The following is a 23,742-nucleotide window of genomic DNA, read 5'->3' as shown; positions in this document are numbered from 1 at the left end:
CCCGACGGTCAGTGGACCGTCGAGTCGCCCGTTTCGGTGACGGACCACATCTTCTCGATGTTGTAGAAGGCCCGAACTTCGGGGCGGAAGATGTGGACGATGACGTCGCCGGCATCGATCAGCACCCAATCGCCGTTCTGCAGGCCCTCGACCTTGCAATTGCCGAAGCCGCCGTCCTTGATGTCGGTGAGAAGGTGCTCGGCGACCGCCGTGACGTGACGGTTCGAACGGCCCGAGACGATCACCATGTGATCGGCGAGCGCCGATTTTCCGCGAAGGTCGATCGAGAAGATGTCCTCGCCCTTGGAATCGTCGAGGCTCGACAGGACGATGTCCACGAGGTTCCGGTCGGACGCGGGCGTCGCGACGGGCGCATCGGCAGGAGCGTTCAGGGTCGCTTCCTCCGGCTGTGTGGCAGGTCTCAGTTTCGTCGTTCCTTTTATAGCGCTGTCCCCGCGGAACGCCGGGACACACCTTCAACATAGGCACCGATCGGTGTCGGTTTCAAGACGGCGGGTCTTTTTCATGACGAAGACGCGCCTGTTCCTGCCCGAAGCTTCGTCGAGGAGACGGCGGATCTTGGGCCGTGAAGAAAAACCCAGGCCGGCGGCTTGCGATGCTTCAGCCGGCTGGCGTCGCGCTCGGCCATCCGGCTTCGCGACAAGGTCTGAGCGGCCGGGGATGACAGAAGCGAGAGCGTGGCGCCCGGCCGATCCACCACGCAGATCGCCGTCGTGGCGGCGATCCGGCGCCAGCCCTGCCAAAGGTGAAACGTCGAGAGGCTGTCGGCGCCCATGATCCAGACGAAGGTGACGTCCGGCCGGATGCGGCGGAGCAAGGCCAGCGTGTCGGCCGTGTAGCGCACCTGATACCGCGCCTCGAAGGCGGTGACGCAGATGCGGGGATCCCGGGCGATGGCGCGCGACGCGGTGACGCGATCGGCGAGCGAGCGCAGATCGCCGTGGTCCTTCAGCGGATTGCCGGGCGTGACCATCCACCAGAGCCGGTCGAGCTCCAGCCGGCGCAGCGCCAGTTCGGCGACGAGGCGATGGCCGGGATGGGGCGGGTTGAACGATCCGCCGAGAAGCCCGACCGACATGCCCGCCTCGACATGCGGCAGCCGCAGCGCCGCGGCATCCAGCCCCTGCGTGCCGGGAACGAAGCTGGATCGTTTCACGGCCGTGTCTGGCCGGTGCCGCGAACCCTGTAGTTGAAGCTCGTCAGCTGCTCGACGCCGACCGGCCCGCGCGCGTGCATCTTGCCCGTCGCGATGCCGATCTCGCCGCCGAAGCCGAACTCGCCGCCATCGGCGAATTGCGTCGAGGCATTGTGGAGGAGGATGGCGGAATCGATCGAGGCCAGGAAAAGCTCGGCTGTGGCGATGTCCTCGGTGACGATCGCCTCGGTGTGGTGGGAGGAGTAGCGCTCGATATGGGCGATGGCGCCCGCGACGCCCTTCACCGCGGCGACCGAGATGATCGCGTCGAGATATTCGGTCTCCCAGTCCTCCGGGCTTGCGGGGAGGGCGGCCGGATAGGCGGCGCGCACCCGGTCGTCCGCGCGGATCTCGCAGCCCTTGGCGACGAGCGCGTCGAGGATCGGCGCCAGATGGGTGTCCAGCACCGCTTCGTCGACGAGCAGCGTTTCCGCCGAGCCGCAGACGCCGGTTCGCCGCATCTTGGCGTTGACGGCGATGGCGACCGCCATGTCCGGATCGGCGGCCTTGTCGATGAAGAGATGGCAGAGGCCTTCGAGATGGGCGAAGACCGGCACGCGCGCTTCGCGCTGCACGCGCTCCACGAGCGAGCGGCCGCCGCGCGGCACGATGACGTCGATCGCCCCCGACAAGCCCGTCAGCATGGCGCCGACCGCCGCCCGGTCGGGCGTCGGCACGAACTGCACCGCGTCGGCGGACAGACCGGCTGATTCCAGTCCTTCGACGAGCGCGGCATGGATCGCGCCGGACGAGGCCGCCGAATCCGAGCCGCCGCGCAGGATCACGGCATTGCCGGCCTTCAGGCAGAGAACGGCGGCGTCGGCGGTGACGTTCGGCCGGCTCTCGTAGACGACGCCGACGACGCCAAGCGGCGTTCTCACGCGCGAGATCGACAGCCCGTTCGGACGGTCCCATTCCGCGATCACCGAGCCGACGGGATCGGGCAGGCGGGCGACGTCGCGGATGGCGGCGGCGATGCCGGCGACGCGAGCGGGGTCCAGCATCAGCCGGTCCTGAAGGGGGGCGGACAGCCCGGCCGCGCGGGCACGGGCGAGATCGCCCGCGTTGGCGGCAAGGATCGCGGGTGCCGCCCGTTCCACGGCTTCGGCCATGGCGAGAAGCGCGCGGTCCTTGGTCTCGCGGGAGGCCAGCGCCAGCTGGCGCGCGGCCCGCCGGGCCCGCTCGCCCATCGTCGCCATCAGCGCCGCGGTGTCGCCGTCATCGGCGGCGGCGGAAACGGGTCTATCCAGCATGGTTCTCCTCCTGCGCGGTCCGGGGCTCCGCGGCCAAGGGCTCGTCGATCCGGGCTTCCGCCCTCGTGGGCGGGGTCGCGACGCCTCCGGCCGAACCATGACGTTCCATCACGAGATCGTCGCGGTGGATCATCGCCGCGCGCGGTTCGTAGCCGAGCGCCGCCTCGATCTCGGCGGAGCGCAGGCCCGCCACGGCACGCGCCTCCGCCGCATCGTAGGCGACGAGCCCGCGCGCGACCTCGCGGCCTTCTTCGTCGGCGACGATGATCGTATCGCCGCGCCCGAATTCGCCATGCACGACGCGGACGCCCGCCGGCAGCAGGCTCTTGCCCGATCGCAGCGCCCGCACCGCGCCGGCATCGACGACGAGGCGGCCGGCGGTGTTGAGATGGCCCGCGATCCAGCGCTTGCGCGCCGTCACGGGATTGGCCGTCGGCCGGAACAGCGTCGCCCGCTCGCCGCGTTCGATCGCCGCCAGAGGATGCATCCGGTCGCCGCGCGTGATGATCATCGACGCGCCGGCCGCCGTTGCGATCTTGCCGGCGTCGATCTTGGTCTTCATGCCCCCGCGCGAGAAGATCGAGGCCGCACCCCCGGCCATCGCCTCGATCTCCGGCGTGATCGCTGCGACCGTCTCGATGTGGCGCGCGGTCGGATCGCTGGCGGGCGGCGCGGTGTAGAGGCCGTCGATGTCGGACAGGAGCACGAGGAGATCGGCCGACATCATGGTGGCGACGCGCGCCGCGAGCCGGTCGTTGTCGCCGTAGCGGATCTCGGTCGTCGCCACGGTGTCGTTCTCGTTGATCACGGGGATCGCGCCGAGGGACAGGAGCGTGCCGACGGTGGCGCGCGCGTTCAGGTAGCGCCGCCGCTCCTCGGTGTCGCCGAGGGTCAGAAGGATCTGGCCCGCCGTCAACCCATGCGCGCCGAGAAGTTCGCCATAGGCATGGGCGAGGGCGATCTGCCCGACCGCCGCGGCGGCCTGGCTCTCCTCGAGTTTCAGCGCCCCGTGGGGCAGTCCGAGGACCTTGCGCCCGAGCGCGATGGCGCCCGACGAGACGACGAGCACGTCGCGGCCCGAGCTTGCGATGGCGGCGACGTCGGCGACGAGCGTTTCCAGCCAGTCGCGCCGAAGTCCGGTCTGTCGGTCGACGAGAAGCGCCGAGCCGATCTTGAGGACGATGCGGCCGGCCCGGCCGAGACTGGCGGCCGCGCTCACCCGCGCTCGCTCCCGCGCCCCGCGCCCTCGTCCGACGGCGGGTTCGACCAGCGATCCAACTCCGCCTCCTCGTCCGCTTCGCCGCCGACGCCGGCGATCTCCCGGCGCAGCTGGCGCAGGACCTCGGTCATGCCGTCGCGGCTGACCGCGGAGATCGCGAGCGGCCGCTTGCCCGAGGCCTTGCCGAGCGCCTTGAGCTTCTTGGCCTTCTCGTCGGCATCGAGCGTGTCGATCTTCGACAGGGCGACGATCTCGGGCTTGTCGCCGAGCGCCTCGTCATAGGCTTCGAGTTCCGCCCGCACGATCCGGTAGGCCTCGGCCACGTCCTCCTCGGTCGCGGAGACCAGATGGAGAAGGACGCGCGTGCGCTCGACATGGCCGAGGAAGCGGTCGCCGATGCCGACGCCTTCATGCGCGCCTTCGATGAGGCCGGGAATGTCGGCGAGAACGAATTCGTGGCTGTCGATCGTCGCGACGCCGAGATTGGGATGGAGCGTCGTGAAGGGATAGTCCGCGATCTTCGGCCGGGCCGCGGTCACCGAGGCGAGGAAGGTCGACTTGCCGGCATTGGGCAGGCCGACGACGCCGGCATCGGCGATGAGCTTCAACCGCAGCCAGATCGTCAGTTCCTCGCCTTCAAGGCCGGCATTGGCGCGGCGCGGCGCCTGGTTCACCGAGGTCTTGAAATAATGGTTGCCGAAGCCGCCGTTGCCGCCGGCCGCGATCCGGTAGCGCTGGCCGATCTCGGTGAGATCAAAGAGCAGCGTCTCGTTGTCCTCGGCATAGACCTGCGTTCCCGCGGGAACGCGCAGCGTCACGTCCTCGCCCTTGGCGCCCGTGCGGTTGCGGCCCATGCCGTGCGTGCCGGTCTTGGCGCGGAAATGCTGCTGGTAGCGATAGTCGATCAGCGTGTTGAGGCCGGACACCGCCTCGATGAAGACATCGCCGCCGCGCCCGCCGTCGCCGCCGTCCGGTCCCCCGAATTCGATGAACTTCTCGCGGCGGAACGACACCGAGCCGGCGCCGCCGTCGCCCGAGCGGATATAGACCTTGGCCTGATCGAGGAACTTCATCGTCGTTCTTTCCATCCGTCGACCCGGCCCAGTGGATGGGGGCCCGGTCGCTTCGGTTTTCGTTCTTCTACAGCATCGGCCCGACCATCGGACAGGGTTTTTGGAGCGCTCGTCCCGCCTGCGCGACCGCGTCCCGGCCGAGACCGGGCGTTCAGTCGCCCCGTGCCGGCGGCTTGGAGAAGACAACCTGCGCACCCGCGATCGGCACGCCGAGCTTGGAGATGCGCACCGTGTTGGAGACGCTGCCGTCCGGGCGCATCTCCATCAGGTGCCGGAACCGCAGGCGGGTGTCTCCGCCACCGGGCGCGAAGCCTTCGTAGTCGAAGACGAGGCCCTTCGCCGTGCGATAGCCGGAGACCGCGACGGGCTCCCTCAAGACGCCGTCGCCCGTCTCCGTCTCGACGGTGCCGGTATAGCGTCCGTCCGCTTGCGCCCGAAGGCGCCAGCGCTGCAACCGGTCGCCGTCGGTGAACCGGAAGCGTTCGTCGAGCGACAGCGCGCCGCGCGCCGCCCGGCCTTCGAAGTCCGCCGTGAAGGCCTCGCGAAAGAACCAGGCGGTCCGGATCTCCCCACGGCTGACGCTCGCACCCGCGAAGAACGCCTCCGGCCGGAACGTCCCGCCGGCGTCCGGCCGGGGCGCCGCGGCACATCCGGACAGAGCGAGGAGCAAGGCCGCCAGCAGGCTGCGCAGCATCAGGCGCGTCCCCATTGCTTGAGGGCGGTCCAGGCGCGGCGATCGAGGTTGAAGTCCTCGCTGGCCACCCGGCCGGCGACGACCGACAGGAAGGTGCCGGTGCCCCGATGCTGGAAGCCGCACTTCTCGAGAACCCGCCGGGAGGCGAGGTTGATCGCCCGGCAGTTCGCCGTGACTCTCTCGACGTCGAGCCGCGTGAAGGAGAAGTCGATCACCGCCTGCGCCGCTTCGGTGGTGTAGCCCTTGCCCCAGAAGGGGCGGCCGATCCAATAGCCGAGATCGACGAGGCTCGGCTTGGCCGTCGCGCGCACGCCGCACAGGCCCATGAAGGCGTCGTCGTCCCGGCGGGTCACGGCGAAGACCAGTTCGTGGTCGCAGGTTTCCAGGAACGATTCGGCATGGTGCAGTTCGTAGGGATGCGGCAGGCGCGCCATCATCGTCGCGATGCCCCGGTCGTTGGCGAGCCGCGCCATGGCGACGGCATCGGCGGGAACCGGCGGACGCAGCACGAGGCGACGCGTCGCGATCGGTTCGAGAGGGTCGGCGAGAAGGGAGTCGAAGTCCTGTTCCACAGCGGGAATCCTCAACGCGAAAGGGGAGATGGCGCCCCATCTCCCCTCTTGTTCCGCGTCAGGCCGCCCGTTCTCGGGCCGGATCGATGCGCCGGGGGTCTCTGGGACACCGGCGCATCGATCTGCTCCGGTCACTCTGCTGCGATGGCCTTCGGTGTGACGGAAATATACGCTCGGCCACGGGCCTTGGTCTGGAAGGTGACGACGCCCTCGGCGGTCGCGAAGATCGTATGATCCTTGCCCATGCCGACATTCGCGCCCGGATGCCACTGCGTGCCACGCTGGCGCACGATGATGTTGCCCGGGATCACGGCCTGGCCGCCCGATTTCTTGACGCCGAGGCGCTGGCCGGCGGAATCGCGGCCGTTGCGGGAAGAACCGCCTGCTTTTTTATGTGCCATGTGAAACTCTCCTGATCTCGAATGCGCTGGCCCTTGACGGGCGCTGAACCCTTAGGCCTCGGAGCCGCCTTCGGCCTCGGCAGCCTTGGTCTTGCGGGGCGCGCGCGGCTTCTTGGCCGGCGCGGCATCGGCAGCGGATGCGCCTTCGCCCGAGGTGGCGGCCGGCGCGGTTTCGGCGGTCGCCGGCTGCGCGGTCTCGGCCTTTGCGGGCGTCTGTGCCTTGGCCTCGGACGGGGTCGCGGACTTGCCGTCGGTCAGGATCTCGCCGATCCGGATCAGCGTGAGATCCTGGCGATGACCGCGGGTGCGCTTGGAATTCTGGCGACGACGCTTCTTGAAGGAGATGACCTTCGGGCCGCGCGTCTGCTCGACGATCTCGGCGGCGACGGATGCGCCGGCGACGAAGGGCGCGCCGATCGACGTGCCGACCATCAGAACCTCGGTGAAGGACACGGCGTCGCCGGCCTCTCCGGGAATGCGCTCGATCGTGAACTCGTCGTTGGCGACGACACGATACTGCTTGCCCCCGGTCTTGATGACTGCAAACATGAGAAACCTCGTTGGACTTCGCGCCGGCTCTCGGGAAACCCCGGACCGTCTTCTTGTTGTTCTTTGCCGCTCCGTCGATCTCCCGGAGGAGATCGCAAAGTCAGCTCTCGATCGCCTCGAACCCGATCGGACGAGGCCTCGTCCCGCACATGGCGATGCGCCGGCTGGACGACCGTCGCTTCGAAACACGTCATGACGAGCCGATGGACGCAAGTCGCCCCACGCCCATCCTGCGGTTTCCTAGCGTCACGGGTCCTAAAGGTCAATGCGCGATCGAGCGGGACCGTCCGCGGCGGGCGCCGTTCGGGACGGGCCCGTCCTGCCGCGCATCGCTCGCCATTCCGGCTCCCGCGGCACCGCGGCATTAAAAACCCATCGATTCCATCAAAATTCATCTGGACACGGCATTCGGTTTCAAAGATATGTCCGCCCCGGAAAGGTGGCAGAGTGGTCGAATGCACCGCACTCGAAATGCGGCATACGGGCAACCGTATCGGGGGTTCGAATCCCCCCCTTTCCGCCAGGACCGCTCGAATTCAGCACCGCTCCGACGATCATGAAGCCGTCGGTCGTGTGACCTGAGAACCGATTGTCGCTGACGTTCTAAATGTGCCGCGATGGCGAGGCATGGGTCGCCGAGGATGCGATCCCGGAGGGCCGCGCGGGATCGAGGACCCGGCCTTGCGACGGCGTTTGCGGATTCAGACGCTTCCCGTTCGGATGCGAGCCGTGGCCGCTCGGCTTCGTCGCACCGCCGCGGAGAGGTCACGGAGGGGGAGACGGCTCGCCGTCCTTTTCCGGACCCTTGCCGTTTCCGACGCCTGGGGAGACCGAACGACCCGCCGGAGCGACGGGCCGAGCTTGCCGCGATCGCACCGTCGGTCCCGACCCCGATCACCTCGTGCGAATGAGCAAGGCCGCTCGGCCGGACGGCGCTCCCGGCGGCATCGATCCGCGCGCGATGTTCCCCGTGCGAAGGCCGCCGGCCGGCGGGTCCGCCGCTCGGGACGTCTACATCCGAAGGGTGTAGATCTCGCCGGGTTCTCATCGCTTTGGAACGGCGGCGCGTCCGCCCGCCGCGACGCTCCCGCCATTTGCGCCGGGGCGGAGGCATCGCTCTTGCGGGCGCCGAACGCGGTCTGTAACGCTTTGATAAGGCAATCTCTGCTCCCGCCGCATTCTGCAGGTTCCAAGGCATGGTCGACGTCGCACACACACGGTCCATCATCGAGGAGATGCGGACCCGGCTCCTCGATCTGTCCGGAAGCAATCGGCTGCTCAACTTCAGGGCGAGTTCGACCAACTGCCTGCGCATCGTGGACGAACTGCCGGATCAGCTGTTCGCCGGCCTTCTCGCCGGCAAGAGCTTCACCTTCGTGCCGGTTCCCGAGCCCACCGAGCGCGACATCGTGCGCTGGCATGAGCAGCGGACGGCGGCGCCCCGCGCCTCCGTCGATCCCGCGACCCTCGCGCCCCCCAAGCCCGAGGAATGGGCGCAGCAGTTCGGGACCGATGTCAGCTTCGAGCTGCCGCTGGATCAGGGCGACCCATTGGAGCGGCATCATTCGGACTGGCAGATCCAGACGCTGCTCTATCCCGCACAGATGGAAACGCGGCTGCGCAAGCTTCGCAGCGACGCCTCGACCGCCGTCGAGGAAACCGGAACGAACTTCCTTCACCTCGCCTTCGGATTTCTCGACTGGAAGGATGGGGACGGAGCGGGCGCGAAGGGCAGCCTCGCGCCGCTGATCCTCGTTCCCGTCGAGATCACGCAGAAGCGCTCGCCCGCCGGCCATCTCGTCTACGACCTGTCCTGGTCGGGCGAGGATCTCCAGCCGAACCTCTCGCTTCAGAAGAAGCTGCGCGAAGAGTTCGGTCTCGACCTCAAGGATTTCGATGAGGGGCTGACGCCGGAGCGCTATTTCCACGCGGTGCGCGAGCTGGTTCGTCCGCGCGAGGGATGGCTGGTCCGCCGTTTCGCGACGCTGTCGCTCTTCCAGTTCGGCAAGCTGCTGATCTATCGCGATCTCGATCCGCGATCCTGGCCGGAGGGCGGCGAGCCCGCGCTGCATCCGGTCATCCGCCACATCACCTCCGGCGCCTCGGGCGGCGGGATCGGCTTCGAGGATCCGGCTCCCGCGGAGGCGAGGACCCTTGATCTCGACCTCGACCTCGTGGAACGGGCCGACAGCAGCCAGGCCGGCGCGATCCACGCGGCGCTCGGCGGCACCCACCTCGTCATCCAGGGCCCTCCGGGCACGGGCAAGTCGCAGACGATCACCAATCTCATCGCCGGCGCGCTCTCGGCGGGCCGGACGGTCCTGTTCGTGTCCGAGAAGCTGGCGGCCCTCGAAGTCGTCCGCCATCGCCTGGATGCGCTCGGCCTCGGCGACTTCGTGCTGGAACTCCATTCGAACAAGACCCGCAAGGCCGCTCTGATCGACGACCTGCGGCACCGGCTGGACGCCGGCGCCTCGTTCCGCCGGACGCAGAGCTTCGCGTCGACGATCGAGGGCCTGGCGCGTGACCGCGATCGCGTCCAGGCGATCCACGCCGCGCTCGGCCAGAGGGTCGGCGCCCTCGGCATTCCCGCGTCGAAGGTCTTCTTCGAGGCCGGCCGCCTTCGCCGTCGGCTGCCCGATCCCCACACGGTCGGACTGACCGTCTCATCCGACGAGATCGGCGGCATGACGCCGGCCCAGATGACGGCGGGCGGAACCTCGCTCGAAAGCTTCCTCAAGGTCGCCGGCCCGCTCTTCGAAGCCGGGCAGACGCTGGCCGACCATCCCTTCGGTGGCCTTTCCTCGGCCAGGCTCCTCGGGGCGCCCGATCGCGAAGAGGTGCTCGCCCTTCTCGCTGCATGGCAGGACGGCCTCCGCCGCCTGTCGGGGCGACTGGCCGATTCGGCGGGGCGTTCCGGTATCGATGTCCCGTCCTCGCGCCGAGCCGCCGAAAGCCTCGCGGCCCTTCACGACCGGCGCGATGCGGTCGAGGAGAGCCTTCAGGCGGCCGGGCGGATGGGCGATCTGCCTGGCCAGATCGCGGCGATGTTCGATCTGACGCAGGAGCCGGAGTCGCGGCAGGCCGCGCTGGCCGGAACGATCCTCGACCTCGCGACCCATCGTCCGCCCGACCTCCAGCGCTTCTCCGCCGGCCTCTTGTCCGACCGCAGCGACGAAAGCCGACGCAGCGACATCGCAGCGACCCTCGCAATCCTGTCGCAGACCCGCAAGGATCTCGGGCAGGAGCTCGATATCGAGGCCGCCGTTTCCCGGCGTCCGGGGCGTCTGGAGGAGATCGCCGACACGCTGTCGGGCGGCGGGCTCCTGCGCTGGTTCCGGCCGTCCTGGCGCGCAGCCCGGCAGGAGGCTCTGGCGCTCGGCCGGTCGTCCAGCAAACTGGGCGAGATGCCGGAGCGTCTGCGGCGAGCCGCGCGCCTGCAGACGGACGAGCGCCAGCTGCTCGCCGACCTGGATCTGCTGAGGCTCGCCGGCTCCGCCCCGGTCTCCGACATCGAGGTTGCCCGGCGCTCGCTCGATCAGCTCGGCGCCGGCCGCGCCTATGCCGAACGGGTCGAGGCCCTCTTCGGGCGCGGTCTGTCGAAGGAAGCCCGGCTGACCCGTGCGCTGCTCGCCTTGTCCCCGGGCGACGCGGCCGACCTCGCCTCGGCGGCGCGCACCGAGGAGGGCGTCGCGCTCCGGACGGTCGGCGAACGGCTGTCTCATCTCCTGAAGCCAGGCGCCCACCCGCACGCGACGTCGACGCGCGAGGCGATCCTCGACGCTCTCGGTGCCGGTCCGGCGGCGGCGGCGGTCGCCAGCATGACCGTCGAGGAGCGCAGCGGCTATGTCGCCGTCCTCGGCGAGATCGCTCTCGCGCTCGACGAGGAGAAGGCCGCGGCACAGGCCTTCGCCACGCGCACGGGGCTCGACCCGGCCTTCTGGCCGATCGGGGATGACGACCTCGAGCGTCTGGCTCTGCGGGCGACACGAGCCTCGAACGCGGCTCACCGGCTGACGGAATGGCTGGAGATCGACCGGCACCTGCGCCGGATCGACATGCCCTTGGCACGTCAGATCCTTCAGGCCGTCGTGGCGCGCCGGATCGATCACCGGTCCGCCCGCGACCATTTCGACTTCGCGATCATGGATGGTCTCGCACGGCTCGCCATCGCCCGCACACCGCTTCTTCACGACCTCGGCCAGTCCGAGATCGACGATGCGCGCCGCCGGTACGCAGAGCAGGACGAGCGCGTCATGGACCTTCGCGCGATCGAGATCGCCGCCCAACTCGCACGGCGCCCCGTGCCGGAGGGGCAGAGCGGCGCGCGGGTGTCGGATCTGACGGACCTTCAGCTTCTGAAGCGCGAGATGGCGAAGAAGACCAAGCACATCCCGATCCGCCAACTGGTGCAGCGGGCGGGCGGCGCTCTCCAGGCCCTGAAGCCGTGCTTCATGATGGGACCCCTGTCCGTCGCCCAATATCTCAAGCCGGGTGGTCTGCGCTTCGATCTCGTCATCTTCGACGAAGCCTCGCAGGTTCGCCCCGAAGAGGCCCTCGGAGCGCTTGCCCGCGGCGACCAGGCGGTCATCGTCGGCGATTCCAAGCAATTGCCGCCGACCGACTTCTTCCAGCGGACCGGAGATGGCGGCGAGGACGGGGCCATCGCCGCCGGTGCGGAATCCATCCTCGAAGTCGCCGAGATCCGACTGCCGACGCGCTCGCTGCGCTGGCACTATCGATCCCAGCACCCCGATCTCATCGCCTTCTCGAACCATGCGTTCTACAATGGCGATCTCGTCCTCTATCCGAGCCCGACGCAGACCTCGGAGGATCTGGGGATCCGGTTCCAGCATGTTCCCGAGGGAGCCTTTCGCGACGGAACCAATCCGGCCGAGGCAGAGGCCGTCGCCTCCGCGGTTCTCGACCATCTCGAACGCTATCCCGGCGATTCGCTCGGCGTCGTCGCGATGAACGTCAAGCAGCGCGATCTCATTCTCGAGCGGCTGGAACGCCTCTCCGCCGACGGTCGCGGCGGTGTCGACGCCGCCGAAGCGCTCGACAGTCTGCAGGAGCGGTTCTTCGTCAAGAATCTCGAAAACGTGCAGGGCGACGAGCGCGACGGCATCATCATCTCCATGACCTATGGACCGCCGGCCCCGGGCGAGCGCGTCGCGCAGGCCTTCGGCCCCATCACCGGCGACAATGGCTGGCGTCGCCTCAACGTGCTCTTCTCGCGCGCCAAGAAGCGAATGCATGTCGTCTCGTCGATGCGCGAGGGCGACGTCACGCCCGGCGAGGATGCCCGGCGGGGCCCGCGCGCCCTCAAGAGCTTCCTTCACTTCGCCGAAACCGGCCGGCTGGATCGAACCCGGGCAACACCCGGCCCGAGCGGGCGTGATCCCGACAGCGATTTCGAAGTCGCGGTGATGGAGGGCCTGTCCGCGGCCGGCCATGTCTGCGTGCCGCAGGTCGGATCGAGCGGCTTCTTCATCGATATCGGCGTCGTGGATCCGCAGGACCCGCAACGGTTCCTGCTCGGCATCGAATGCGACGGCGCGAGCTATCACTCGACGCTCTCGGCCCGTGACCGGGACCGGCTGCGACAAGACATTTTGGAATCGAAGGGCTGGACCATCGAGCGCGTCTGGTCGACCGATTGGTTCCGCGATCCGGATCGCGAACTGGCCCGCCTCCTCGGCCGCATCCGAGCGATCGAGGACGGACGACGTCGACCCCCCGGAACCGGCTCAGCCGACCGCGGCGAAGAGGTGCCAGCGAGCCCGCCGCCTGCCGAAGCCTCCCGCACCGAGCTTCATCCGATATCCACGGGCGAGGGATCCCCGGACGCCGCCGCCCCGGCGCGCCCTGATGTCGAGCCGGCAACGCCCGCGGCCTCGAAACCGACCAGATCCTCCGCGCGACAAGCCGTTCTGTTCGAACCGGCGGCACGGGACCCGCTGAATCCATCTCTCGAGAGATCCTCGCCCAAAGCTCCTCCCAAAGCTCCCAAGACGATCGCCGACGCTTCGATCACGCAGGAAGAGGCTCGACTCCTGCTGATCGAACTTCGCGAGCGGATCGCCGCGGACCATCCAGCCTACGATCGGGCGACCTCCGTCTTGCGAAAGAGCATGATCGGAGAGCTCCTGGCGAAGAGGCCGCTCGACGAAACGGAGTTTCGCGATCGCATTCGCCCCGATCTGCGATTGGAAACCAAGGGCAGCGAGTTGAAGGAGCATGGCGAGGCCATCTTCGACATCCTCGAACGCGTGCGCTGAGCCGACCGGCGTCGTCGTCGCCGTGGGATGCGTCGTCGATGTCGACCTGCGGCGATCCGGCCGAGGCGAGCCTGCGCGGCTCGCGGGGGAGGCCGAGGACGAGGGCGGTTCCCCGGGGCAGGCTCGGCTAGGCGGGGCGGTGCGGACCGCGTCCGGTCGCGCCGACGGGAAATCGATTCGTCAACCGGAGAAGATGCTGTAGGAATGCCCGATCTCGTCTGATTCCCGGACCCTGCCCCATGACGAAGCCGATCGACTTCGAAGTCCTGCCCTACCGCCCCTGCGTCGGCATCATGGTGTTGAATGCGCAAGGTCTCGTCTGGGTGGGTCGGCGTCTCGTCGAGGACAAGGGCGAGATGGAAGGCGCGACCGCACTCTGGCAGATGCCGCAGGGCGGCATCGACGACGGCGAGGACCCGCTGGCGGCTGCGCGGCGCGAGCTCTACGAGGAGACCGGTATCCGGTCCGTCTCCCTGCTCGGCGAAAGTCCCGACTGGATTCATTACGATCTGCCGCCGCAACTCGTCGGGATCGCGCTCAAGGGGCGCTTTCGCGGACAGCGCCAGAAATGGTTCGCCTTCCGCTTCGAAGGCGCGGACAGCGAGGTGGCGATCGACCCTCCGCCGGGCGGCCACAGCGCCGAGTTCGACGACTGGGCGTGGAAGCCGATGGACGAGGTTCTGGCATCCGTCGTTCCCTTCAAGCGCGGCGTCTATGAAGAGGTCGTCGCGAACTTCCGGCCGTTCGAGCTCGTCTGACGACACGGCTCTCGGGACTTCGCTCGACCATCAGGCCGCTCGAACTTGTCCCCGTTTCACGGCGCCGTCGCATACTCGTCCTCCGACCCTTTCACGGAGACGAGACATGAGCGAGACGAACCGGCTGAAGTTGCCCTTCATCATGGGATCGCAAGCCCAGAAGCACGTGACCCACAACGAGGCGCTGCTCGCGGTGGACGCCCTCGTGCAGCTCGCCGTGGTCTCGCGCGGCCTTTCGGCGCCACCCGCCGATCCCGCGGAGGGCGCCCGCTACATTGTCGGCGCTGCCCCTTCCGGCGCCTGGATGGGGCAGGGCGGCCGGATCGCGGCCTTCGATGCCGGTGCCTGGCGGTTCCACCTGCCGGCGGAGGGATGGCGGTGCTGGGTCGCCGACGAGGCACGGGTTCTCGTCCATGCCGCCGGAACCTGCCAGGTCCTGAGGGCCGAGGGGCCGGAGGTCGTCCCGAAGCTCGGGATCTTGACGACGCCGGATGCCCAGAACCGCTTCGCGCTGAAATCCAATGCCGCCCTTCTCACGCACGACGACGTGACGCCGGGCACGGGTCACATGACCGTCACCCTCAACAAGAGCGCGGCCGGGCGCGACGGCGGGCTGATCTTCCAGACGGGTTATTCCAGCCGCGCCCTTCTCGGCACCTTCGGCAGCGACGCGTTCCAGGTGAAGGTGTCCGCCGACGGCAGCGTCTTTTCGCCGGTTCTCGTCGCCGATCCCGGTGGCAAGCTCGCGCTCGGCGGCCCCGTCGACCCCGCGGTCGTCGAACCCATCCAGCTGCGCGCCCCCGTCCGCATCCATGCCAACAAGGCGGTGATCGAGGCCTCGTCCGGTACCGTCGCGCTCCATCTCGCCCACACCCAGAGCGGCGCACATGGCGGATTCCTTCTGTCCGCCGGGGCCACGGGCGCCTTCTCGATCATCGACCAGCAGTTCGGCACGCGACTGACCGTGGCGAGCGGCGGCGGCATCGAGCCGGGCGCCGACAATGTCGCGAGCCTCGGCAGCGCGACCCGCCGCTTCGCCTCCGTCTATGCCGCGACCGGTGTGATCCAGACCTCGGACGCTCGCGACAAAGCGGCGATCTCGATTTTCCCGGGCACCCTGGCGACGAGCCTGCTCCAGGCGATCGATCCCGTGACCTTCCGCTGGACGGATGGCGAAACATTCGCTTCGGCGGAAGCCGAGCGAGCGGGAGAGGGCGGGGGAGCAGCGGGACCGGGCGACGAGGGCGGCGCGACGGGAACGCGCGAACTCGGCTTCATCGCACAGGATGTGCGGCGCGCGCTCCGGGCGGAGGCCGTCGACTTCGGCGTCTGGGGCCTCAGCGACCGAGATGATCCGGACAGCCGGCAATGGCTTCGGCCGGACCAGTTGCTGCCGATTCTCTGGAGCGCGCTGAAGGCGACCCGTGCCGAGTTGACGGAGCTCAAGGCGAGGATGGATCCGACCGCGCTTCCCGGGTCTTGAACGCGACAGTCCGCCGAATCGTGCGAAGGAGTCGACGCAAAAACGGCCGCCCGAGGGCGGCCGTCGTTCTATCGCACCGTCGAGCGGCTCTGTCGTCGATCAGATGCCGACGGCGGCGCGGGAATCGCGAAGCTCGGAGAGGAGCATGTCCGCGCGCGTCTTCGCCTCGGGCGTCTTGGCGTCGGCGACGTCTTCCTCGGCATTGCGGATCTCAGCGTCGAGATCGGCCGCGCTCAACTCCTCGACGGGTACCGCCCGTTCTGCCAGCAGCGTGAAGCCGCTGTTCGAAACGTCCGCGAAGCCGCCGCGAACGAAGAAGCGACGCTCGGTGCCGCTGGCGAGCGTCGCGACCACGACGCCGGCCTTCAGCGTCGTCATCAGCGGAGCGTGGCGGGCCATGACGGTCATGTAGCCGTCGGTGCCCGGCGCCTGCACCGCCGTCACGGCCTCGGAGGCGAGGAGACGCTCGGGCGACACGAGTTCGAACTGGAAGCTCTCAGCCATTTTGGGTCGACCCGTTTCGTGCGGCCTCGAAATGATCGACGGCCGTCTGGAACTTGTCGCGGCAGCCGGGATTGCAGAATCCCACCACCGCGCCGTTGTAGAGCGTCAGGGAGTCCGGGGACACCGGCTTCCCCGACCAGGGGCACGTGTCGTTGACGGCGTCCTCGATGCGGAGAGCGCCGTCGCCGCTCATGCTCAGGCGGCTTCCGCCGCGAGCTTCTGGGCCTTGGCGACCGCCATGTCGATGCCGCCGACCATGTAGAAGGCAGCTTCGGGGAGGTGGTCGTACTCGCCGTTGACGAGGCCCTTGAAGCTCTTGATCGTGTCTTCCAGCGGAACGAGCTGGCCCGGCGAGCCGGTGAAGACCTCGGCGACGAAGAAGGGCTGGGACAGGAAACGCTCGACCTTGCGGGCGCGCGCGACCGTCAGCTTGTCCTCTTCCGAGAGCTCGTCCATGCCGAGAATGGCGATGATGTCCTGCAGCGACTTGTAGCGCTGGAGCGTCTCCTGCACCTTACGGGCGACCGTGTAGTGCTCCTCGCCGAGGATCATCGGGGAGAGCATGCGCGACGTCGAGTCGAGCGGATCCACGGCGGGGTAGATGCCCTTTTCCGAGATCGCGCGATTGAGAACCGTCGTCGCGTCCAAGTGGGCGAAGGAGGTTGCCGGCGCCGGGTCGGTCAGATCGTCGGCGGGCACGTAGATGGCCTGCACGGAGGTGATCGAACCCTTGGTCGTCGTCGTGATGCGCTCCTGCATCATGCCCATGTCGGTGGCGAGCGTCGGCTGATAGCCCACCGCCGAGGGGATGCGGCCGAGAAGCGCGGACACTTCCGAGCCCGCCTGCGTGAAGCGGAAGATGTTGTCGACGAAGAACAGAACGTCCTGGCCCTGATCGCGGAAGTGCTCGGCGATCGTCAGGCCGGTCAGCGCGACGCGGGCGCGGGCGCCCGGCGGCTCATTCATCTGTCCGTAGACGAGGGCGGCCTTGGAGCCGGCGGTCGAGCCGCCGTTCTCGTGGGGGTCCTTGTTCACGCCGGACTCGATCATCTCGTAGTAGAGATCGTTGCCCTCGCGGGTGCGCTCGCCGACGCCGGCGAAGACGGAATAGCCGCCGTGCGCCTTGGCGACGTTGTTGATGAGCTCCTGGATCAGAACGGTCTTGCCGACGCCCGCGCCGCCGAACAGGCCGATCTTGCCGCCGCGCGCATAGGGCGCGAGGAGGTCGATGACCTTGATGCCGGTGACGAGGATCTGGCTTTCCGGGGACTGCTCCACATAGGGAGGCGCGAGCTGGTGGATGCCGCGCTTGGATTCGTACTGAATCGGGCCGACCTCGTCGATCGGCTCGCCGATGACGTTCATGATGCGGCCGAGCGTGCCGTCGCCGACGGGAACCTGGATCGGCTCGCCGGTGTCGGTCACGGGCTGGCCGCGCACGAGGCCCTCGGTCAGATCCATCGCGATGGTGCGGACGGTGTTCTCGCCGAGATGCTGCGCGACCTCGAGGACGAGGCGGCTGCCGTTGTTCGTCGTCTCGAGGGCGTTCAGGATCGCGGGCAGTTCGCCGTCGAACTGCACGTCGACGACGGGTCCGATGACCTGAGCGACGCGGCCGGTCGCTGCCCTGTTCAAAGTCGTGTCAGCCATCACGGCCTCCTCCTGGCAAACGTCAGAGCGCCTCGGCGCCCGCGATGATTTCGATGAGTTCGGTGGTGATCTGCGCCTGGCGCTGCCGGTTGTAGGAGATCGACAGCTTCTTGATCATGTCGCCCGCGTTGCGCGTGGCGTTGTCCATGGCGCTCATGCGAGCGCCCTGTTCGGAAGCCGCATTCTCCAGGAGCGCGCGGAAGATCTGGATCTTGATGTTGCGCGGAATGAGGTCCGCGAGGATCTCGGCCGGATCCGGCTCGTACTCGTAGACCGCGCCGCTGGCATTGTCGCCGACGCCGGCACCCTCGATCGCGGACGGGATGACCTGCTTGGCGGTCGGGATCTGCGTGATGACGTTCCGAAACTCGGAGAAGAAGATCGTCGCCACGTCGAACTCGCCGGCCTCGAACATCGAGATGACCTTCGAGCCGATCTCGTCGGCGTTGACGAAGCCGATCTTCTTGACCTCGCGAAGCTCGCGGCGATCGACGATCTGCTTGCCGAGGTCGCGACGCATCATGTCGGTGCCCTTGCGGCCGACGGACACGATCTTCACGGTCTTGCCCGACGCCACCAGCTTGCGCGCATGCTCGCGCACCAGACGCACGATCTGCGCGTTGAAGCCGCCGGCAAGGCCGCGATCGGACGTGAAGACGACGAGCAGGTGCACGTCGTCCTTGCCCGTTCCCGTCATCAGGGCCGGCGCGTCGCCCTCCATCGCACCGGCGATGTTGGCGAGAACGGACGCCATCCGTTCCGAATAGGGGCGAGCCGCCTCGGCTGCTTCCTGGGCGCGACGGAGCTTGGCCGCCGCGACCATCTGCATGGCCTTGGTGATCTTCTGCGTCGCCTTGACGGAGGCGATGCGGTTTCTGAGATCCTTAAGCGAAGCCATAGGGCCGCATCATCTCCGGCAAAAGTGTCGTGAGCCGCGAGGCCGGTTCAGGCGAAGGACTTGGCGAAGCCGTCGAGCGCCGCCTTGAGCTTGGCGCGGCTGTCGTCCGACAGGGCCTTCTCGCGGGCGATCGTGTCCAGGAGATCCTTGTGCTCGGTGCGCAGCGACGAGAGAAGCCCCTGCTCGAACGGACCCACCTGGGCGACGGTCAGCTTGTCGAGATAACCCTGCGTTCCCGCGAAGATCACCGCGACCTGCTCCTCCGTCTTCAGCGGCGAGAACTGCGGCTGCTTCAGGAGTTCGGTCAGACGGGCACCACGGTTGAGGAGGCGCTGGGTCGAGGCGTCGAGATCGGAGCCGAACTGCGCGAAGGCGGCCATCTCGCGATACTGGGCGAGCTCGCCCTTGATCGAGCCGGCGACCTGCTTCATCGCCTTGATCTGCGCGGCCGAGCCGACGCGGCTGACCGAGAGGCCGACGTTCACCGCCGGGCGGATGCCCTGGTAGAAGAGGTTGGTCTCGAGGAAGATCTGGCCGTCGGTGATGGAGATCACGTTGGTCGGGATGTAGGCGGACACGTCGTTCGCCTGCGTCTCGATGACCGGAAGGGCGGTCAGCGAGCCGGCGCCGAGCTCGTCGTTCAGCTTGGCCGCGCGCTCCAGAAGACGCGAATGCAGGTAGAAGACGTCGCCGGGATAGGCTTCGCGGCCCGGCGGGCGGCGGAGCAGGAGCGACATCTGGCGATAGGAGACGGCCTGCTTGGACAGATCGTCGTAGGCGATCACGGCGTGCATGCCGTTGTCGCGGAAGTACTCGCCCATGGCGCAGCCGGCGAAGGGCGCGATGTACTGCATCGGGGCCGGATCGGAAGCGGTCGCGGCGACGACGATCGAATATTCCATCGCGCCGCGCTCTTCGAGCGTGCGGACGAACTGCGCGACGGTCGAACGCTTCTGTCCGATCGCGACGTAGACGCAGTAGAGCTTTTCCTTCTCGTTGCCCGCGTCGTGCGCCGGCTTCTGATTGAGGAAGGTGTCGAGCAGGATGGCGGTCTTGCCGGTCTGGCGATCGCCGATGACGAGCTCGCGCTGGCCGCGGCCGACGGGGATCAGGGCGTCGATCGCCTTGATGCCGGTGGACATCGGCTCATGCACGGACTTGCGCGGGATGATGCCGGGCGCCTTGACGTCGACGCGGCGGCGCTCGGCGCCCTCGATCGGGCCCTTGCCGTCGATCGGGTTTCCGAGACCGTCGACGACGCGGCCGAGAAGGCCCTTGCCGACCGGCACGTCCACGATGGAGCCGGTCCGCTTGACGGTGTCGCCTTCCTTGATGTCGCGGTCGGAGCCGAAGATCACGACGCCGACATTGTCGGACTCGAGGTTCAGAGCCATGCCGCGGATGCCGCCGGGGAACTCAACCATCTCGCCGGCCTGGCAGTTGTCGAGGCCGTAGACGCGCGCGATGCCGTCACCGACCGACAGGACCTGACCGACTTCCGAGACTTCCGCCTCGTTGCCGAAGTTCTGGATCTGGTTCTTCAGAATTGCGGAAATTTCCGCGGCGCGGATGTCCATCAGCCGACCTCTTTCAGCGCAAGCTTGAGCGAATTCAGTTTGGTGCGGAGCGACGTGTCGATCTGGCGCGAGCCGATCTTCACAATCAGTCCGCCGAGAATGGCGGGGTCGACGGTTTCACGCATCGTGACCGACTTGCCGGCATAGGCGCCGAGCGTCTGGCGCAGATCCTGGCGCTGGCCGTCGTCGAGCGATTGTGCCGTCGTCACCTCGGCCTCGACTTCGCCGCGATGGGCGGCAGCCATGGCCTTGAAGGAACGGATCATCGCCGGCAGCGCGAAGAGGCGCCGGTTGGCCGCGATGACCTTCAGGAAATTGCCGGTGAGCTGGCTCGGGCGCGTCTCCGCCACGACGCCCGAAATGGCGGCGAGCTGCTCCTCCGACGTGAAGGAGGGACTGACGACGAGGCGCCGGAAATCGGCATTGTCTTCGATAAGGCCCCCGAACGCGGTGAGTTCGGATTCGACGGTGTCGACCGAACCCCCATCACGCGCGAGTTCGAACAGGGACAGAGCGTAGCGTTCTGCGACTCCCGAAACGGGAGAGGATGATGTTGCCACGGACGACCGCTTCTCTCTTCCTTGATGGCCAAGCACCCGGTCCGCCCAAAGGGATCGAGCCAACGCTTTGAAACCGTTCAGATTATTTCCGCCAGACCCTCTCGATCGAGAAGCCCACATGCGGGAGGCAAGGACCCTCTAGCATAGCGGTTTCCCCGCCACAACGCCGGAAAGCCCTCCATTTCACCCTGTCGGCTTGGTTTTCGCCGCCAGAGGGCCCGCTCGCGGGCCGCCGAGCGCCGTCAGGGCTGCACGAAGCCGAAGGCGACCGCGAGCGGCGCTGCCGCGACGAGAAGGCTGACGAGGAGGATCAGCGTATTCTTCCAGGCCGATACACCGTCCGAGAGGATGGCGACGAGGCGTCCGAAGGCGGAGAAGGCCCAGGCTCCGCCGAGGATCATCTGGATCACCGGCTGGTCGAAGAGGAGAAGGGAGAGAAGGCCGAGACCGATGTAGAATCCGCCCAGCGTCGCGCGCATCTCGGCGACCGCCTGCGGCTGCGGGTGGATCCCGCGGATGCCGAAGGCGCGCAGCATCAGGCGGGGCATGAACATCGCGAACAGGCCGACGAGAATCGTCAGCACCGCCGCCGCGAAGGGCAGAAGATCGGCATTCGTCTGGGGAAGCGGGATCTCCACGGGCGGCATCCTTTGCAGTCGGGCATGGGGCAGCCGGTATCACAGCCCTCCGGGAATATCACGAGCCGAGAAGAGCGATGACGGCGAAGCCCCGGTCGCCCGGCGTCTTCCGCTGTTTCAGAGAAAGCTCTGCGGGTCGATATCGATCTGCACCTCGACGGTGCCGCGGGGCTTGGGCGCCGCCGCGATGACCGCGCGCAGGAAGGCCTGCATCGGAGACCGCCGCGAGCCTTGAAACAGCAGCCGGAACCGGTGGCGTCCGCGCAGGACGGCGAGCGGCGCCTCGGCGGGTCCCAGCACCTCGATCGCCTCGTCCTCGCCGGCCGCGCTCTTCAGCGCCCGCGCGTGATCTTCGGCCTCCTTGCGGGTCGCGGCGGAGACGACGATGGAGGCGAGGCGGCCGAAGGGCGGCAGGCCCGCCCGTTCGCGCTCGGCAATCTCGCGGTCGTAGAAGCGCGTCGCCTCGCCGCTCGCGATGGCCTGCATCACGGGATGCTCGGGCTGGAACGTCTGGATGAGGCCGCGGCTCGCAAGGCCGGTGCGTCCCGCGCGTCCCGTCACTTGGTGGAGCAGCTGGAAGGTGCGTTCGGCCGCCCGGGGATCCCCGTTGGAAAGGCCGAGATCCGCGTCGATCGCGCCGACCAGCGTCATCTTGGGAAAGTGATGCCCCTTGGCGACGAGCTGCGTGCCGATGACGATGTCGGCCTCGCCGTCGGCGATGGCGTCGAGCTCGCGGCGGAGCCGGCGCGGACCGCCCGCCATGTCGGACGACAGAAGGATCGTGCGGGCGTCCGGAAACGTGTCCAGCATCTCCTCGGCGATGCGCTCGACGCCGGGTCCGCAGGCGACGAGATGATCGAAGGTGCCGCAGTCGGGGCAATGTTCGGGCCGACGCACGGAGAAGCCGCAATGGTGGCATTGCAGCTGCCCGCGCAGGCGGTGGTCGACCAGCCAGGTCGAGCATTCCGAACATTGGAACCGGTGGCCGCAGACCCGGCAAAGCGTCAGCGGGGCGTAGCCGCGCCGGTTGAGGAAGAGGAGCGCCTGCTCGCCGCGCGCGATGGTCTCGGCGATGGCCGTGTGGAGGATCGGCGAGACGAACCGTCCGCGGGCGGGGGGATGGCGGCGGAGATCGACCAGGCGAAGGGTCGGCATAGCCGCCTCGGCGTAGCGGCCTGCCAGGCGCACGTGACCGTAGCGCCCGGCGCTCGCGTTGACGCGGCTCTCGATCGAGGGTGTCGCGGAGGCGAGGATCGCGGGAAAACCACCGAGCGAAGCGCGCACCACCGCCATGTCGCGGGCGTGGTAGAAGGTCCGCTCCTCCTGCTTGTAGGCGGGATCGTGCTCCTCGTCGACGACGATGAGGGCGAGCTTGGGGAAGGGCAGGAACAGTGCCGAGCGGGCGCCGGCGACGACCTGCACCTCACCCTCCGCCACCTGTCGCCAGACCTTCTCGCGGATGCGCGGCGGCATGTCGGAATGCCATTCGGCGGGCGGCGCGCCGAACCTTGCGTGGAAGCGATCGATGAAGGCCTGCGTCAGCGCGATCTCGGGGAGGAGGATGAGCACCTGCCCGCCGGCTGCGATGGCGGCGGCGACCGCCTCGAAATAGACCTCGGTCTTGCCGGACCCGGTGACGCCTTCGAGAAGGGTCGCCGAAAACCCGCCCATGCGCACGCGATCGACGAGGCTGTCGGCCGCAGCCCGCTGGTCGGCGCTGAGGTCGGCGCCGCCGAAGCCGGGATCGGGCCTTGCGACGACGGGCGGCGGGGGCAGGCGCACCGCTTCGAAGGCGCCGAGCTTGACGAGGCCGTCGACGACGGAGGTCGAGACCCCCGCCGCATGGGCGAGGCCGGAGCGCGACCAGGCCGGCGCATCGACGCTCGCATCGAGCACCCGGCGACGCGCGCCGGTCAGCCGTTCCGGTTCGAGACCGGTTCGCGCCAGACCCTCGATGAAGGGTTCGGGGTCGAAGGCGGCGGGCGCGCGCAGCGCCATGCGCGCGACGAGGCCCGGCGGCGAGAGCGTGTAGTCGGCGACCCAGTCGATGAAGCGGCGCATGCCCTCGTCGATGATCGGACAGTCGAAGGCATGGGTGATCGGGCGCAGCTTCTTCGGATCGACGCCGTCGGTCGCGCCATCCCAGACGATGCCGGCCACCTGTCGCGGTCCGAGCGGCACCTGCACGATGGAACCCGGCGCGACGTCCATGCCGTCCGGCACGGCGTAGGAATAGGGACGCGCGGTCGGCAAGGGAACGAGGACCGGCACCACGGCCGGGCTCTGGGAGGATCGCGGCTTGGCTTCTTCGGGGAAGAGGTGGTCGAGAAGGCCGGGCGCGCTCGTCATGACCCTTCATATCGCGGGCCGGGCTTCGCATCGCAAGCGCAAGGCTGCAATGGCGTCGTGCGGCTGA

The 23,742-nt window shown here is 68.3% G+C and carries 19 protein-coding genes, 1 tRNA gene and 1 pseudogene; 4 read left to right on the top strand and 17 right to left on the bottom strand.

The genetic code is table 11. From position 1 onward, the window contains the following. Window positions 1-8: 8 nt before the first annotated feature. From rsfS to rplU, 9 genes are all read right to left on the bottom strand, one after another. On the bottom strand, window positions 9-392 hold the full coding sequence (gene rsfS / locus ASG43_RS15140) for a ribosome silencing factor (RefSeq protein WP_244488119.1): 384 nt from the start codon (window positions 390-392) through the stop codon (window positions 9-11). Between the two features lie 131 nt (window positions 393-523). Beyond that, on the bottom strand, window positions 524-1,177 hold the full coding sequence (locus tag ASG43_RS15135) for a nicotinate-nucleotide adenylyltransferase (protein ID WP_056506605.1): 654 nt from the start codon (window positions 1,175-1,177) through the stop codon (window positions 524-526). Further along, window positions 1,174-2,469: a glutamate-5-semialdehyde dehydrogenase gene (locus ASG43_RS15130; protein ID WP_056506602.1), complete on the bottom strand. Its 1,296-nt coding sequence runs from the start codon at window positions 2,467-2,469 to the stop codon at window positions 1,174-1,176. The genes ASG43_RS15135 and ASG43_RS15130 overlap by 4 nt, the downstream gene beginning before the upstream one ends. Beyond that, entirely contained in the window at window positions 2,459-3,688 is a 1,230-nt protein-coding gene (proB, locus tag ASG43_RS15125; RefSeq protein ID WP_082490941.1) for a glutamate 5-kinase, read from the bottom strand. The genes ASG43_RS15130 and proB overlap by 11 nt, the downstream gene beginning before the upstream one ends. Then, on the bottom strand, window positions 3,685-4,761 hold the full coding sequence (gene obgE / locus ASG43_RS15120) for a GTPase ObgE (protein ID WP_056506599.1): 1,077 nt from the start codon (window positions 4,759-4,761) through the stop codon (window positions 3,685-3,687). The genes proB and obgE overlap by 4 nt, the downstream gene beginning before the upstream one ends. A gap of 151 nt (window positions 4,762-4,912) precedes the next feature. Then, on the bottom strand, window positions 4,913-5,455 hold the full coding sequence (locus ASG43_RS15115; protein WP_162244728.1) for a DUF3833 family protein: 543 nt from the start codon (window positions 5,453-5,455) through the stop codon (window positions 4,913-4,915). Next, window positions 5,455-6,027, bottom strand: coding sequence for a GNAT family N-acetyltransferase (locus tag ASG43_RS15110; RefSeq protein ID WP_056506595.1), 573 nt, complete (start codon window positions 6,025-6,027; stop codon window positions 5,455-5,457). The genes ASG43_RS15115 and ASG43_RS15110 overlap by 1 nt, the downstream gene beginning before the upstream one ends. Before the next feature lie 131 nt (window positions 6,028-6,158). Continuing rightward, on the bottom strand, window positions 6,159-6,428 hold the full coding sequence (gene rpmA, locus ASG43_RS15105) for a 50S ribosomal protein L27 (RefSeq protein ID WP_056506592.1): 270 nt from the start codon (window positions 6,426-6,428) through the stop codon (window positions 6,159-6,161). A 51-nt stretch (window positions 6,429-6,479) separates the two neighbouring features. Beyond that, on the bottom strand, window positions 6,480-6,977 hold the full coding sequence (gene rplU, locus ASG43_RS15100; protein WP_056506589.1) for a 50S ribosomal protein L21: 498 nt from the start codon (window positions 6,975-6,977) through the stop codon (window positions 6,480-6,482). Window positions 6,978-7,410: 433 nt separating this feature from the next. Between rplU and ASG43_RS15095 the strand changes: the two genes are divergently transcribed. The 4 genes from ASG43_RS15095 to ASG43_RS15080 all read left to right on the top strand — a co-directional run bounded on the left by ASG43_RS15095 (window position 7,411) and on the right by ASG43_RS15080 (window position 15,499). Next, a tRNA-Ser gene (locus ASG43_RS15095) sits at window positions 7,411-7,500 on the top strand. A gap of 673 nt (window positions 7,501-8,173) precedes the next feature. Further along, entirely contained in the window at window positions 8,174-13,258 is a 5,085-nt protein-coding gene (locus ASG43_RS15090; RefSeq protein WP_056506585.1) for a DUF4011 domain-containing protein, read from the top strand. A 239-nt stretch (window positions 13,259-13,497) separates the two neighbouring features. Then, a complete protein-coding gene (locus tag ASG43_RS15085; protein ID WP_056506584.1) occupies window positions 13,498-14,016 on the top strand; it encodes an RNA pyrophosphohydrolase in 519 nt (172 codons plus the stop codon). A gap of 106 nt (window positions 14,017-14,122) precedes the next feature. After that, on the top strand, window positions 14,123-15,499 hold the full coding sequence (locus tag ASG43_RS15080; RefSeq protein WP_056506579.1) for a DUF2793 domain-containing protein: 1,377 nt from the start codon (window positions 14,123-14,125) through the stop codon (window positions 15,497-15,499). Between the two features lie 99 nt (window positions 15,500-15,598). Here ASG43_RS15080 and ASG43_RS15075 read toward each other — a convergent pair whose 3' ends face one another. The 8 genes and pseudogenes from ASG43_RS15075 to ASG43_RS15040 all read right to left on the bottom strand — a co-directional run bounded on the left by ASG43_RS15075 (window position 15,599) and on the right by ASG43_RS15040 (window position 23,675). After that, window positions 15,599-16,003 (bottom strand): F0F1 ATP synthase subunit epsilon, encoded by a 405-nt coding sequence (locus tag ASG43_RS15075; protein ID WP_056506575.1) that lies wholly within the window; start codon window positions 16,001-16,003, stop codon window positions 15,599-15,601. Then, window positions 15,996-16,196, bottom strand: coding sequence for a hypothetical protein (locus ASG43_RS15070; protein ID WP_056506572.1), 201 nt, complete (start codon window positions 16,194-16,196; stop codon window positions 15,996-15,998). The genes ASG43_RS15075 and ASG43_RS15070 overlap by 8 nt, the downstream gene beginning before the upstream one ends. Before the next feature lie 2 nt (window positions 16,197-16,198). Next, window positions 16,199-17,626, bottom strand: a pseudogene (atpD, locus tag ASG43_RS15065) (F0F1 ATP synthase subunit beta); the annotation flags it as partial. Between the two features lie 49 nt (window positions 17,627-17,675). Next, entirely contained in the window at window positions 17,676-18,551 is an 876-nt protein-coding gene (locus tag ASG43_RS15060; RefSeq protein ID WP_056506566.1) for a F0F1 ATP synthase subunit gamma, read from the bottom strand. A gap of 47 nt (window positions 18,552-18,598) precedes the next feature. Beyond that, window positions 18,599-20,128 (bottom strand): F0F1 ATP synthase subunit alpha, encoded by a 1,530-nt coding sequence (atpA, locus tag ASG43_RS15055; RefSeq protein ID WP_056506563.1) that lies wholly within the window; start codon window positions 20,126-20,128, stop codon window positions 18,599-18,601. Then, window positions 20,128-20,688 carry a F0F1 ATP synthase subunit delta gene (locus tag ASG43_RS15050; protein WP_056506560.1) on the bottom strand — a complete coding sequence of 187 codons (561 nt, stop codon included), beginning with the start codon at window positions 20,686-20,688 and terminating at the stop codon, window positions 20,128-20,130. Before ASG43_RS15050 ends, atpA begins: the two co-directional genes overlap by 1 nt. Window positions 20,689-20,930: 242 nt before the next feature. Beyond that, window positions 20,931-21,326 (bottom strand): DUF4345 family protein, encoded by a 396-nt coding sequence (locus ASG43_RS15045; protein ID WP_056506558.1) that lies wholly within the window; start codon window positions 21,324-21,326, stop codon window positions 20,931-20,933. Window positions 21,327-21,443: 117 nt separating this feature from the next. Further along, complete coding sequence (locus ASG43_RS15040) at window positions 21,444-23,675, bottom strand: primosomal protein N' (protein WP_082490939.1); 2,232 nt, start codon at window positions 23,673-23,675, stop codon at window positions 21,444-21,446. Window positions 23,676-23,742: the final 67 nt, after the last annotated feature.

It is taken from the genome of Aureimonas sp. Leaf454 (assembly GCF_001424685.1).
Taxonomy (GTDB): Bacteria; Pseudomonadota; Alphaproteobacteria; order Rhizobiales; family Rhizobiaceae; genus Plantimonas.
This window is presented reverse-complemented; position numbering and strand designations above follow the sequence as displayed.